General features: G+C 75.0%; 13 protein-coding genes. 11 read left to right on the plus strand and 2 right to left on the minus strand.

The features are described from left to right. The first annotated feature begins 18 nt into the window (after nt 1–18). From pepN to O7542_RS02095, 10 genes are all read left to right on the plus strand, one after another. Nucleotides 19–2,535, plus strand: a complete 2,517-nt coding sequence (pepN, locus tag O7542_RS02050; RefSeq protein WP_281605607.1) for an aminopeptidase N — start codon at nt 19–21, stop codon at nt 2,533–2,535. Nucleotides 2,536–2,624: 89 nt separating this feature from the next. After that, the gene (gene nadD / locus O7542_RS02055; protein WP_030503098.1) at nt 2,625–3,221 is read left to right on the plus strand and encodes a nicotinate-nucleotide adenylyltransferase; all 597 of its coding nucleotides are present in this window, start codon (nt 2,625–2,627) and stop codon (nt 3,219–3,221) included. Between the two features lie 110 nt (nt 3,222–3,331). Then, nucleotides 3,332–3,736, plus strand: a complete 405-nt coding sequence (gene rsfS, locus O7542_RS02060; RefSeq protein ID WP_013287996.1) for a ribosome silencing factor — start codon at nt 3,332–3,334, stop codon at nt 3,734–3,736. Next, nucleotides 3,733–4,362 (plus strand): histidine phosphatase family protein, encoded by a 630-nt coding sequence (locus O7542_RS02065; protein WP_166457743.1) that lies wholly within the window; start codon nt 3,733–3,735, stop codon nt 4,360–4,362. Before rsfS ends, O7542_RS02065 begins: the two co-directional genes overlap by 4 nt. 48 nt (nt 4,363–4,410) lie before the next feature. After that, nucleotides 4,411–5,265 carry a DegV family protein gene (locus O7542_RS02070; RefSeq protein ID WP_069088002.1) on the plus strand — a complete coding sequence of 285 codons (855 nt, stop codon included), beginning with the start codon at nt 4,411–4,413 and terminating at the stop codon, nt 5,263–5,265. Nucleotides 5,266–5,274: 9 nt separating this feature from the next. Continuing rightward, complete coding sequence (locus O7542_RS02075; protein ID WP_281605608.1) at nt 5,275–6,051, plus strand: SDR family oxidoreductase; 777 nt, start codon at nt 5,275–5,277, stop codon at nt 6,049–6,051. A 126-nt stretch (nt 6,052–6,177) separates the two neighbouring features. Next, a complete protein-coding gene (locus tag O7542_RS02080; RefSeq protein ID WP_281605609.1) occupies nt 6,178–7,056 on the plus strand; it encodes a ComEA family DNA-binding protein in 879 nt (292 codons plus the stop codon). Between the two features lie 59 nt (nt 7,057–7,115). Beyond that, a complete protein-coding gene (locus O7542_RS02085) occupies nt 7,116–9,467 on the plus strand; it encodes a ComEC/Rec2 family competence protein (protein WP_348651586.1) in 2,352 nt (783 codons plus the stop codon). 122 nt (nt 9,468–9,589) lie between these two features. After that, nucleotides 9,590–10,570 carry a DNA polymerase III subunit delta gene (holA, locus tag O7542_RS02090; protein WP_043328991.1) on the plus strand — a complete coding sequence of 327 codons (981 nt, stop codon included), beginning with the start codon at nt 9,590–9,592 and terminating at the stop codon, nt 10,568–10,570. Beyond that, on the plus strand, nt 10,567–11,031 hold the full coding sequence (locus O7542_RS02095; RefSeq protein WP_043328992.1) for a hypothetical protein: 465 nt from the start codon (nt 10,567–10,569) through the stop codon (nt 11,029–11,031). Before holA ends, O7542_RS02095 begins: the two co-directional genes overlap by 4 nt. Nucleotides 11,032–11,204: 173 nt before the next feature. Here the strand turns inward: O7542_RS02095 and rpsT are convergent, their stop codons facing one another. After that, complete coding sequence (gene rpsT, locus O7542_RS02100; RefSeq protein ID WP_030503107.1) at nt 11,205–11,471, minus strand: 30S ribosomal protein S20; 267 nt, start codon at nt 11,469–11,471, stop codon at nt 11,205–11,207. A gap of 450 nt (nt 11,472–11,921) precedes the next feature. Then, nucleotides 11,922–12,998, minus strand: coding sequence for a phosphotransferase (locus O7542_RS02105; RefSeq protein WP_281605611.1), 1,077 nt, complete (start codon nt 12,996–12,998; stop codon nt 11,922–11,924). On the opposite strand from O7542_RS02105, the gene O7542_RS02110 reads away from it, so the two are divergent. After that, on the plus strand, nt 12,997–13,533 hold the full coding sequence (locus O7542_RS02110; protein WP_043328995.1) for a DUF4240 domain-containing protein: 537 nt from the start codon (nt 12,997–12,999) through the stop codon (nt 13,531–13,533). The genes O7542_RS02105 and O7542_RS02110 overlap by 2 nt on opposite strands. The last annotated feature ends 37 nt before the right edge of the window (nt 13,534–13,570 follow it).

Below are 13,570 nucleotides of genomic sequence, written 5' to 3' on the forward strand. Positions count from 1 at the left end.
ATCGGGCAGGATAAGCGGATGCCGAGCCTCACCCGTGCAGAGGCGACCGCGCGCCGCGCGTCGATCACCGTCGAGTCCTACGATGTGGACCTCGACCTGACCGGCGACGCCGAGCGGTTCCGCTCCGCCGTCACCATCCGGTTCCGGGCCACCCCCGGCGCCGAGACCTTCGTCGACGTCAAACCGCGCCGACTCCTCGCCGCCCGCCTCAACGACAGCGACCTCGACCCGGCCCTGCTGGCGGACGGCCGGCTGCCGCTGACCGGCCTGGCCGCCGACAACACGCTCACCGTCGAGGCTGAGATGGCCTACTCCAACACCGGCGAAGGGCTGCACCGGTTCGTCGACCCGGCCGACGGCGAGACCTACCTGTATGCGATGTCCTTCCTGGACGACGGGCCGCGGATCTTCGCCGCGTTCGACCAGCCCGACCTGAAGGCGCCGGTGACGCTGACCGTCACCGCGCCACCGGAGTGGACGGTGGCCGCCAACGGGCCGCTCGCCGACCGGCCCGCACCCGGCCGCTGGGAGTTCGCCACCACCGAGCCGCTCGCGACCTACTTCGTCTCGCTGATCGCCGGGCCGTGGCACGTGCTGCGCGCCGAGCACGACGGCATCCCGCTCGGCCTCTACTGCCGGCGCTCGCTCGCCGAGCACCTGGATGCCGACGCCGAGGAGATCCTCACAGTCACCCGGCAGTGCTTCGACCGCTTCCACGAGCTGTTCGCCGAACGCTATCCGTTCGACAAGTACGACCAGGCGTTCGTGCCCGAGTTCAACGCCGGCGCGATGGAGAACCCGGGCCTGGTCACGATCCGCGACGACTACGTCTATCGCTCGGCGGTGACCGACACCCAGCGGGAGCTGCGCGCCACCACGATCGCCCACGAGATGGCGCACATGTGGTTCGGCGACCTGGTCACCATGAGCTGGTGGGACGACCTGTGGCTCAACGAGTCCTTCGCCGAATACCTGGGCACCCGGGTCACCGCCGAGGCGACCCGGTTCGACCGGGCGTGGACCACGTTCGCGAGCCGTCGCAAGGCCTGGGGCTACACCGCCGACCAGCGCCCCTCCACCCATCCGGTGGCGCCGGAGGAGGTGGCAGACGCCGCCCGGGCGCTGCTGAACTTCGACGGCATCTCGTACGCCAAGGGCGCCAGCGTGCTGCGCCAGCTCGTCGCCTGGCTCGGTGACGAGGCGTTCCTGGCCGGGCTGAACGCGCACTTCGCCGCGCACCGCTTCGGCAACGCGACACTCGCCGACCTGCTGGCCGCCCTGGGTACGGCGAGCGGCCGCGACCTGGACGGCTGGGCGGAACGCTGGCTGCGCCGCGCGCAGGTGAACACGCTGCGGGTCGACACCGCCGTGGACGCCGACGGGCGGTGGACCGACGTGGCGATCGTGCAGACCGCCCCGGCGAGCCACCCGGTGCTGCGGCCGCACCGTATCGGCGTGGCCCACCACACCGCCGACGGCCCGGCGTACCGGTTCGACGTCGACCTCGACCCCGACGCCGACGGCGGCCGGACGCCGCTGCCCGAGCTGGTCGGACGGCCCGCCACCGGGCTCGTGCTGCCGAACGCCGGTGACCTGACGTTCGCCAAGATCCGCCTCGACCCGGCCTCGGCGGACGCGGTGCCGCTGCTGCTGCCGGGGCTCGACGATCCGCTGGCCCGGGCGCTGCTCTGGGGCGAGGCGCTGGACGCGGTCACCGACGGGGAACGGCCGGCCGGCGCGCTGGCCGCGCTGATTGCGGCGGCGCTGCCCGCCGAGACCGAGGTGACGATCGTCGAGGACGTGCTGCTGCTCAGTCGCCGGCTGATCGACCGCTACCTCGACCCGCTCGGCCGGGACGCGGCGTTGCTGCGGGTGGCGAGCGCCTGCGCGGCGTTGCTCGACTCGGCCCCCGCGGGCGGTTCCCTGCAACTGGCGGCGGCGCGGGGCCTGATCGCCGCCACCACCGACACCGCGATGCTCGCCGGCTGGCTGGCCGGTAAGGACGTGCCGTCGGGGCTGGCCGTGGACACCGACCTGCGCTGGGCGGTGCTGCGCCGGCTGGTGGTGCTCGGCGCGGCCGGTACGCCGCAGATCGACGCCGAGGCCGACGCCGACCGCAGCGCCACCGGCGCCGAGCAGGCCGCCGCGTGCCGGGCCGCGCTGCCCGACGCCGACGCGAAGCGGGCCGCCTGGGAGATCGTCACCCGCAGCACCGAGCTGTCCAACCGCCTGGTCGAGGCGACCGCCGAGGGCTTCTGGCAGCCCGAGCAGGCAGAGCTGACCGCCGGGTACGTGCAGCGCTACTTCACCGACATGCCGGCGGCGGCGCGTCTGCGTACCGCGTGGGTGGCCGACGCGGTCACGGTGGCCGCCTACCCCCGCTACGCCGTGGCGCAGCCCACCCGGGAGATGGCCGCGGCGCTGCTGGCCCGCGACGACCTGACGCCGGGCCTGCGGCGGTGGGTGACCGACCTGGACGACGACATGCGCCGGGCGCTCGTGGCCCGGACGGCGGTGGCCGCCGCGTCGGCCTGAGCTGGGAGCGCGCCGGGTGGGGGACCGCCCGGCGCGCTCGACGGCGGACCCCGCCCGGGGCCGCCGGGCGGGCGGCCTACGATCGCTGAGTGGAGGAAGACATCCGGCGGGTCGGCATCATGGGCGGCACGTTCGACCCGATCCACCACGGGCACCTGGTGGCGGCGAGCGAGGTGGCCGACCGGTTCGGTCTGGACGAGGTGGTCTTCGTGCCCACCGGACAGCCGTGGCAGAAGGCGGAGGAAGCGGTCACCCCGGCCGAGGACCGTTATCTGATGACGGTGATCGCCACCGCCTCCAACCCGCGCTTCCAGGTGAGCCGGGTCGACATCGACCGCGGCGGCCCCACCTACACCGTCGACACGCTGCGCGACCTGCACGCCGAGTACGGCGCGAAGGCGCAGCTGTTCTTCATCACCGGCGCGGACGCGCTGGAGCGCATCCTCTCCTGGAAGGATCTGGACGAGGCGCTCGAACTGGCCCACTTCATCGGCGTGACCCGGCCCGGCTTCGAACTGACCGACAAGCACCTGCCGGCCGACTCGGTGAGCCTCGTGCAGGTGCCCGCGATGGCGATCTCCTCGACCGACTGCCGCGCGCGGGTCGCCCGGGGCGAACCGGTGTGGTACCTGGTGCCCGACGGTGTGGTGCAGTACATCGCGAAACGACGTCTCTATCAGCGGTGATTCCGCGCTTTATGTCCCCGTTTGTGCCTGAAATCGACCAGAACTGACAAGTCGCCGCACCGCCGGGTGTGAGAGGCTTGGAGGGTCGCACGGTTGATCGAAGGAGAACGGTGACAGTTTCCGAGCGCGCGCACGAGCTGGCGATGGCCGCCGCCCAGGCCGCGGCCGACAAGAAGGCACAGGACATCGTCATCATCGACGTGGGCGACCAGCTCGCGATCACCGACGCGTTCCTGCTGGCCGCCGCTCCGAACGAGCGTCAGGTGCTCGCCATCGTCGACGCCATCGAGGAGCGCCTGCTGGAGCTGCCGGAGAAGGCCAAGCCGGTGCGCCGCGAAGGCGAGCGCGGCGGCCGCTGGGTGCTGCTCGACTACGTCGACATCGTGGTGCACGTCCAGCACACCGAGGAGCGCGAGTTCTACGCGCTCGACCGGCTCTGGAAGGACTGCCCGCAGATCCCGTTCACCGATCGCGACCTGGCCGACTCGGCCGCCGGCACCGCCACCGCCGAATGACCCGCCTGATCATCTGGCGGCACGGCAACACCGACTGGAACGCCGCGAGCCGCGTCCAGGGCCAGACCGACGTGCCCCTCAACGACCTCGGCCGCGAGCAGGCCCACGCCGCCGCCCCGGTACTCGCCGCGCTGCGCCCCGACGCGATCGTCGCCAGCGACCTGCGCCGGGCCGCCGACACCGCCGCCGCGCTCGCGGCGCTGACCGGGCTGCCGGTCCGCACCGACGCGCGGCTGCGGGAACGGCACTTCGGCCAGTGGCAGGGCCTCACCCTGACCGAGGTGGCCGAACGGTTCCCCGACGAGTACGCCCGCTGGCGGGCCGGCGACCCGGACCCGGGCGCCGGCCTCGAACCCCTGGGTGACCTGGGCGCCCGGCTCGGTGCCGGGTTCCAGGACGCGGCCGACCTCGCAGTCGGCGGCACGGTCGTGGTGACCACCCACGGCGGCGGCGCCCGGCAGGGCGTCGGGCACCTGCTCGGCTGGGACCACACGGTGCTGCGCAGCCTCGGCTCGCTGGCGAACTGCCACTGGACCGAACTGCGCCACAACGGCGTCCGGGGCTGGCACCTGCGGGCGCACAACGTCGGTCTGGTCACCCGGGCGGCGCTCACCGACGCGGTCTGACACCTCCGGCCCCGGCACGTCACAGCGCCATCGGCTAGCGTGCCGGTCATGCCCGTCGCGGTCGTCACCGACTCCACCGCCTACCTGCCCTCCGACCTGGCCCGCGCACGCGGGCTCACCGTCGTCCCGCTCACAGTCGTCCTCAACGGCGCGGAAGGGCTGGAGGGCGTCGAGACCTCCCCGGCCGACGCCACCCGCGCGCTGAGCGGCCGGCGGGTCTCGGTGAGCACGTCCCGGCCCGCGCCCGAACAGTTCGCGCAGGTCTACCGCACGCTGCTCGCCGAGGGCGCCGACGGCGTGGTGTCGGTGCACCTGTCCGCCGAGCTGTCCGGCACCGTCGAGGCCGCCCGGCTCGCCGCCGCCGAGATCGGCGACGACCGCGTCACCGTCGTCGACAGCCGATCCACAGGCATGGGCCTCGGCTTCCCGGCGCTCGCCGCCGCCGCGGCCGCCGCGGCGGGCGCCGACCTGACCGGGGTACGCGACGCGGCGCTGGACGCGGTCGCCCGCACCACCATCTACTTCTACGTCGACACGCTGGAGTTCCTGCGCCGGGGCGGCCGGATCAACGCGGCCGAGGCGCTGCTCGGCACCGCGCTCTCGGTAAAGCCGATCATGCACATGCCTGATGGCGCGATCGTGGTGAAGGACAAGGTCCGTACCGCCAGCCGGGGAGTCGCGCGGCTGGTCGACCTCGCCGTCGAGGCGGCAGACGACGCCCAGGTCGACGTCGCGGTGCACCACCTCGCCGCGCCGCAGCGGGCCGAGCAGTTGCTGACGGCGCTGACCGAGCGGCTGGGCGACCGGCTGCACGACACGTACGTCACCGAGGCCGGAGCGGTGGTCGCCGCCCACGCCGGGCCGGGGCTGGCGTGCGTGGTGGTCCACCGCCGTACACCCTAGGGTGGCCGGATGAACCTCCGGTCGTATGTCGTCACCGGCGGGGGCCGGGGCGTCGGACGGGCGATCGTCGAGCGGCTGGCCACCGACGGCGGCATCGTGGTCGTGGTCGAACGGGACACGAGCGCCCTGGACTGGCTGGCCCGGCATCCACTCGCCGACCGGCTGCACGCCGTGACCGGGGACGCCGGCGACGAGGCGGTCACCGGCCGGGCCGCCGACCGCGCCGAGGCGTACGCGCCGCTGGCCGGCTGGGTCAACAACGCCGCCGTCTTCCGCGACGCCGACCTGCACCGCGCGCCCGCGAGCGAGGTGGTCGACCTGATCACGCTCAACCTGCGGCCCGCCGTGGCCGGGGCCGGCACTGCCGTACGCCGGTTCCTGGCCGCCCGGACCGGCGGCGCGATCGTCAACGTCTCGTCCCACCAGGCCCGCCGGGCGGTGCCGGGCGCGCTGCCGTACGCCACCGCCAAGGCCGCGCTGGAAGGGCTGACCCGGGCGCTCGCCGTCGACTACGGCCGCCACGGGACCCGCGCCAACGCGGTGGCGCTCGGCTCCGTCCACACCGAACGGCACGCCGCCTACCTGGCCGGACTCGACCCGGCCGAGGTCGCGCACGTCGACGCGGAGATGGCCCGGCTGCACCCGCTCGGCCGGATCGGGCGTACCGACGAGGTGGCCGAGGTGGTCGCGTTCCTGCTCTCCGACCGCGCCTCGTTCGTCAACGGCGCGGTCGTGCCGGTCGACGGGGGACGGGCCGCGCTCGGCCTGGACCCGGAGGCGCGCTGACTGCCGTTTTCGGCCACCTAGCACGGCCACGGCTTGATCGGGTGTGTGTCCACAGTCCCTTGGTTGTCCACAGGTGAGCGTTCATCGGCCGATGCGGGACGAGCTGTCGCCGTAGCGTCCCGAGCCGTGCCAGACGACGAGGAGACGACGGTACGGCGGCGGCTCGCCCGGCTGTTCGGGCCTGGGCCCGGCGAGGCCGAGCCGGGTCTCGGGCTGCGTCCCGGCTTCCCGGAGCGCGACGGCGGGCGGGAGCCCTCGTCCGGGGCGAACCCCTGGTCCGCCGAGCCGTACGCCGACGAAGGCCCGTCCCACGATGCTCCGGTGGCCGCGCGCGGCCTGGCGTCCCGGCTGCCCGGACCCGGGGCGTTCGATCCCGGCCGCCGGGGTGTGCGGGCGCTCGCGGCGGTGGCGGCAGTGGTGGTCGTGGTGGCCGCCGTCTGGGCCTGGCGTTCGCGTCCGAGCACCGAACCCGTGCCGCCGGTGACGGCGCCCTCCGAGGCGCCTGTGGGCGCGGCGACCGAGGCGGTCACCGGGGTGCCCGCGTCAGCCGGCGCACCGGGTCAGGTGGTCGTCGCGGTGGCCGGGAAGGTCCGCCGCCCCGGCCTGGTCCGGCTGCCGGCCGGCGCCCGGCTGGCCGACGCCGTCGAGGCAGCAGGCGGCGCGCTGCCCGGCGTCGACGTCGCGCTGCTCAACCCCGCCCGCAAGGTCACCGACGGTGAACTGATCCTGGTCGGCGTGACCGCCCCACCGGGACCGGGCGGGCCCGCCGCGGCGGGCGCAGGCGGTGCGCCGGGCGGACCTGCGGCGCCGGCCGGACCGGTCAACCTGAACACCGCGACGCTTGCCCAGCTCGACGCGCTACCCGGCGTCGGCCCGGTGCTCGCCCAGCGGATCCTCGACCACCGCGACCAGCACGGCGGCTTCCGGTCCGTGTCCGACCTGCGGCAGGTCGACGGCATCGGCGACGCCCGGTACGAGCAGCTCAAGGAACTGGTGACGGTGTGACCGGCCGGCGTGCCCCTGCCTCGCCCGTCCTCGACGGTGACCCTGCGCCTGTCCGCGACGTGCCCGACCTGCGGCTGGCCGGGTTGGCGGCGGCCGCGTGGCTCGCCGCGCTGGCCGGGCTGCACCTCACCGTCCGGGCGACCGTGTGGACGGCCGCCGTCGCCGCCGCGCTCGCCCTCCTGGCGGGCCTGCGCCGCTGCGGTGTGCTCGGTCGACCGGGCGAGCCGGCCCGCCGCTACGGCTGGATCGCGGTCGCCGTGCTGCTCGGCGTGGTCTGCGGGGCGGCCGCCACCGGCGCCCGGCTCGCGATCCGCGACGCCACGGCGGTACGAGCGCTGGTCGCCGAAGGCGCAGTGGTCACCGCCGACCTGGTGCTGCGCGACGATCCCCGCCCGGTACGCGGTGCCCCCGGCCGGCCACCGATGCTCCTGGTCCGCGTCGACCTGGTCCGCCTCACCGGAGGCGACGGCGCGCGGGTCACCGGCCCGGTACGCGCCCTCGTGCTGGCCACCGACCCGGCCTGGCGGCCGCTGCTGCCGGGTCAGCGGGTCACCACCCAGGGGCGGCTGTCCGCCCCGCGCGGCGGTGACCTGACCGCCGCCGTGCTCTCCGCCGCCGACCCGCCCACGCTGCGCGGCAGCGCGTCCTGGCCGCAACGGGCGGCCGGGGTGCTGCGATCAGGGCTCCAGCGCGCCTGTGCGCCGCTGCCGGACGCGCCGGGCGGGCTGCTGCCCGGCCTCGTGGTGGGGGACACCAGCCGGCTGCTGCCCGAGGTGGAGGAGGACTTCCGGGCCACCGGGATGACGCACCTCAACGCGGTGTCCGGCTCCAACGTGGCGATAGTGGTCGGTGCGGTGCTGCTGCTGGCCCGCTGGGCGCGCGCCGGTCCGCGTACCGCCGCCACGCTGTGTGTGCTCGCCCTGGTCGGGTTCGTCATCCTGGTCCGGCCCTCGCCGAGCGTGGTGCGCGCCGCCGCGATGGGTGCGATCGGGCTCGCCGCGCTGGCCGCCGGGCGGTCCCGGTCGGCGCTGCCCGCGCTCGCCGCGGCGGTCACCGGACTGGTCCTGTACGACCCGGACCTCGCGGGCGACCCGGGGTTCGCGTTGTCGGTCTGCGCCACCGGGGGACTGCTGCTGCTCGCGCCGGGATGGCGGGACGCGCTGCGCCGCCGGGGCGTACCGCCCGGGCTGGCCGAGGCGCTCGCCGTGCCGGCCGCCGCGCAGCTCGCCTGCGGCCCGGTGATCGCCGGACTGTCCGCGACGGTGAGCCTGGTGGCGGTGCCGGCGAACCTGTTGGCGGTGCCGGCCGTCGCGCCCGCCACTGTGCTCGGTGTGCTGGCGGCGGTGCTGTCGCCGGTGTGGCCGGGCGGCGCGGAGTTCCTGGCCTGGCTGGCGAGTTGGCCGGCGCGCTGGCTGGTGGCGGTGGCCGCGCACGGGGCGGACCTGCCGGCCGGGAACCTGCCCTGGGTGGGCGGGGTGGCCGGGGCCCTGCTGCTGGCGGGGGTGAGCGTGGCGCTGCTGCTCGCCTTCCGCCGACGCCGGGCGCGGCGGCTGGTCGCGGTCGTGGTGATGGCGGTGGTGCTCGGCGCGGTGCCGATCCGGTTGCTTGCCTCCGGCTGGCCGCCGCGCGGCTGGGTGGTGGTGGCGTGCGCGGTGGGACAGGGGGACGCCGTGGTGCTGCCGGTGGCGGCCGGCCGGGCCGTGGTGGTCGACGCCGGACCGGACCCGTCCGGCGTGGACGCCTGCCTGCGCCGCCTGCGCGTACGTGAGGTGTCGCTGCTGGTGGTCAGTCACTTCCACGTCGACCACGTCGGCGGCGTGGCCGGGGTGTTCCGGGGCCGGCGGGTGGGCGCGGTGGTGGGTCCGTCCTGGTCCGAGCCGCCCTACGGCGCCGCCCAGGTACGCGAGGCGGCCCGCCGGGCCGGTGCGCCGCTCGCCGCCGCGCAGGCGGGCTGGCGCTGGCGGGCCGGAGCGGTGGACCTGGTCGCGGTGGGGCCGCCGTACCCGCTGCGGGGCAGCCGGTCCGACCCGAACAACAACTCACTCGTCCTGACCGCCACCGTGGCCGGGGTACGGGTCCTGCTCGCCGGTGACGCCGAGACGGAGGAGCAGCGGGCGATGCTGGAGACGATGCCGGCCGCCGCGATCCGGGCCGACGTGCTGAAGGTGGCCCACCACGGCTCGGCGTACCAGGATCCGCAGTTCCTCGCCGCGGTGCGCCCGGCGGTGGCGCTGGTGTGCGTGGGCGTCGACAACGACTACGGGCATCCCAACGCCGGGCTGCTGGACCGGCTGGCCCGGGGCGGCGCGCGGGTGCTGCGTACCGACACCGGCGGTGACCTGGCCGCCGTGCGCGTCGGCGCCGGCCTCGCCGTGGTGACGCGCGGCCCCGATCCGGTACGACAGCGGTGAGGTGGCCAATCTTGTTGCGATAGATGGTGGATCAAGTCAAATGTCTGGATTTGCGCTGAGTGCGGGCTGTGCCGTCACAGTCCTCGATGACCAGGTCCGATCGGGTCGGAGGGCGTGCGAGTATGGGCGACGTGACCCCCGCCGACCTGCCTCCTATTGTGCTCGTCCTCGGCGACGAGGAGCTGCTCGCCACGCGAGCGGTGACCGAAGCCGTCGCCCGGGCCCGCGAGGTGGACCCCGACGTGGACGTGCGGGAATACCAGGCCGGCACGCTCACCGTCGGCGAGATCGCCGAGATGCTCAGCCCGTCGCTGTTCGGCGGCCGCCGGGTGCTGGTGCTCCGCTCCGGTCAGGACGCCCGCAAGGACCTGTCCACCGCGCTACTGGCGTACGCGAAGAACCCCGACCCGGACGTGCAGCTCGTCGTGCTGCACCTGGGCGGGGCCAAGGGCAAGGCGTTCGCCGACGGGCTTCGGGCGGCCGGTGCCACGGTGGTGCCGGCGATGAAGCTCAAGGGCGACCGGGAACGGGCCGCCTTCGTGCGGGACGAGATCCGTCGCAACGGGGGCAAGTGCACGCCGGACGCGGCCGACGCCTTGGTCGCGGCGGTCGGCAACGACATGCGTGAGCTGGCCGCCGCCTGCTCGCAGCTGCTCGCCGACACGGACGGGCGGATCAGCGCGGACACGGTGGCCCGCTACTACCGGGGGCGGGCCGAGGTGACCGGCTTCACGGTGGCCGACGCGACGATGGTCGGCGACGTGCCCGGCGCGCTGGAGGCGCTGCGCTGGGCGCTGCACGTCGGCGTCGATCCGGTGCCGATCGCCGACGCGCTGGCCGACGGCGTACGAACCGTGGCCCGGGTCGCCGCCGCCGGGCGGGGAAGCCCGTTCCAGCTGGCCAAGACGCTGGGCATGCCGGCCTGGAAGATCGAGAAGGCTCAGGTGCGGGCACGGGGCTGGACACCCGAGGGCCTGGTCGAGGCGATGCGGGTGGCCGCTGAGTGCAACGCGGCGGTCAAGGGCGGCGCCGACGACCGGGCGTACGCGCTGGAGCGAGCCGTGTTCTCGGTGGCCGCGGCCCGGCAGGGCGGCGCCCGGTGACCCGATCGTGGTCGACTGTGGCCACGGACGAGGAACGGTACCGCCCGCTCTACGCCCGGGTGCTGGGCCTGCGCTTCGTCAACCCGGGCGGGGTGCTCTGCTTCCTGTTCTTCGAGGGCGCGATGGCGCTCGCCGTGCTGCTCGCGCTCGCCGAACTGGTGAGCTGGTGGGCGGTGCTGGTGCTGCCGGTCGCGGTGGCCGCGATGGTCAAGCTCAACGACGTGGTCGCCGAGATGGTCGTCCGCACCGCGGCGCTGGTGCCCGAGCAGGAGCGGGACCGCTTCCGGCGGCAGATGGAGCCGGTGGTCGGCCGGGCCCGGGTGCCCGCGAGCGCCCGCGCGCTGCCGAGCGGCGCGGTCCGGAGCGTCCGGTCGTTGCCGGGCGGCACGCCAGCCGACTCCCGGGGCGTCCGCTACCACCACCCGCAACGCGCGACGTTCGACCGCCCGACCGAGCGCTAGCAGCGCCTCTTCCCCCGCGCCGCGCCCCGCGCCTTCGCGCGGAGATCTTGGTACGGAACCGCCCCTCAGGGGGCCGTTTCGTACCAAGATCTGCGGCGTGATCGGAGTGGGACAGCCGGAAGCCCCGTGGGCTCGATGGCCCCGGGGCTTCCGGTCGGGATCTGCGGTGCCGGTCAGGCAGAGAACGAGGCGACGCGCTTGGCGATCGCCGACTTCCGGTTGGCCGCCTGGTTGGCGTGGATGACACCCTTGCTGGCAGCCTTGTCCAGCTTCCGGGTGGCCTCACGCATCAGCACGGTGGCCTTCTCGGCGTCGCCCGCCTCGGCAGCCTCGTGGAACTTCCGGATGGCGGTCTTCAGCGACGACTTGACCGACTTGTTACGCAGCCGGCGCTTCTCGTTCTGCCGGTTGCGCTTGATCTGGGACTTGATGTTCGCCACGCGACAGCCTCGTCTTGATAGCTCGGGTTGGTCTGCTTTCGCGCACGACGAGCATGCGTCATCGCCGCGCGAAAAGCCAGGCTACCAGGTCGGTCCCCGACGAGCCAAAACGCCTCCGGCCGGGGCCCACCTGCCACCGTCACCAGCATGCCGTCGCACCCAGCGATCACACCAGTCCGATCGGCGTTTCCAGGCTGGTCGAGCGGCGCGCCACTTCGGGGAAGTGGCGGGGCCAGGGCCGGTGTGATGTGGCCATTTCCCCGTGCTGGTGTGGATCAAGGGCGAGGGCCGGTGGACGGGCGCGCCAGTTCGGGGAGGTGGCGGGGTCAGGGGCGGTGTGATGCCGCTACTTCCCCGTGCTGGTGTGGATCAAGGGGGGAGAGGGCCGGTTCGGTGGGATGCGGCCACTTCGCCGAACCGGGTGGGTCATGGGGAACCGGCGGGGTGGGGTCAGGACCAGCCTCGCCGCTCGGCCAGCCAGCTGAGCGCCTGCTCGCCGCTCCAGCGCTGGTGGGCGCGCAGGTGCGGGGACGCCGTCGACGGTTCGGCGGCGGCTCCGGTCAGGTAGTAGCCGGCCAGCGCGGCCAGCGTCACGTCCAGCGCATCAGCGGGCGCCCCTGCCACCGCCGGGTGACCGGCGAACGCGGCGTCCGCGTCCAGGCCACTGGCGTACGCGGTGAGCAGCAGCCCGGCCAGGTCGAACCAGGCCGGCCCGTGACAGAGCCACGGCCAGTCGCACAGCCAGGCGCGCCCGCCGGAGTCGATCAGGAGGTTGTCCACCCGCAGGTCGCCGTGGGCCAGCCCGGGGGCCGCGTCGGCGTACCCGGGCAGGCGCGACTCCAGCGCCACCAGCTCGGCCAGCGGGGCGCCGGCGGCCTGCTCGGGCAGCGGCTCGCGCCCGGCGGCCACCTCGCCCCACCAGAGGATGTCGTCGCGGGCCAGGTCCGCGAGCCGGGGGAGCGGGAGCGCGGCCAGCTGCGCAGGCGGGTCGGCGAGGGCGGCGGCCACCTCGGCGTACGTGGCGAGAGCGGCGTCCAGCTCGGCCGGCGCCCAGGGCAGCGCGGGGGTGTGCCCGTCGATCGCGTCGAGCGCCAGCGCGTACCAGCCGGACTCGGTGAGCGCCCAGCGCGGCCGGGGCACCGGCAGGCCGGCCGGGAGCCGGGCCAGGATCGCCGCCTCGTGGGCGTACCAGTCGACCAGGTGCCGTTGCCCGTGCAGCGCCGCCGCCTTGACGAACACGCGCTCACCGTCGGGGCCGGTCAGCACGGCGGCGAATCCGCTGGTGAACCCGCCGGCGGCCACCCGTACCGCCGCCGGTGGGCCGCCGAGCCGGGCGGCCAGCGCGTTCCGCAGCCCGGCCGGCAGGTCGGCCCAGCCCGGCCGCACGGCCGTCGACCCGTACGCGACGGGCGGGAGTGAGATCGCACGCACCGCACCATGCTGCCGCACGCGGGCCGAACCGCCCCGCCGCACCGGCGGCGCGCGGCGAACCGGCGCGTCGGAGGGCTCTGCCAGACTGCCTGCCATGAGGACCGACGAGTTCTGGCAGCTGATCGACGACGCCCGCGCCGGGGCCGGGGGAGAGCCCGACGCGGTCGCCGCCCGGGCGGTCGCGCTGCTGGCCGAGCGCGACCCGGAGGAGATCGTCGGGTACGCCCACCACCAGCGGCGGGTGCTCGCCGCCTCCTACCGGGTGGATCTCTGGGGCGCGGCGTACCTGATCAACGGCGGCGCCTCGGACGACGGCTTCGAGTATTTCCGGGGCTGGCTGATGACCCAGGGCCGGGCGGTGTTCGCCAAGGCGGTCGGCGACCCGGACTCGCTCGCCGAGTTGCCGCAGGTGCGGGCGGCGGCGCTCAGCGGCGAGGAGTTCGAGTGCGAGGACATGCTGGCGGTGCCGTGGGACGCGTACCGGAAGGCCACCGCGACCGACCTGCCGGCCGAGCGCGACCCGGTGCCGGTGCCCGACCTGAACGACTTCTGGGACTTCGACGACGAGGAGGAGGCCCGGCGTCGGCTGCCGAGGCTGGCCACCCTCTTCGTGGAGCCACCCGTGGAATAGCAGTGGAGTAAAGGGGGAGTCCGGGCGCTCCCGGGGC

Source organism: Micromonospora sp. WMMC264 (assembly GCF_027497275.1).
Lineage (GTDB): Bacteria > Actinomycetota > Actinomycetes > Mycobacteriales > Micromonosporaceae > Micromonospora > Micromonospora chalcea.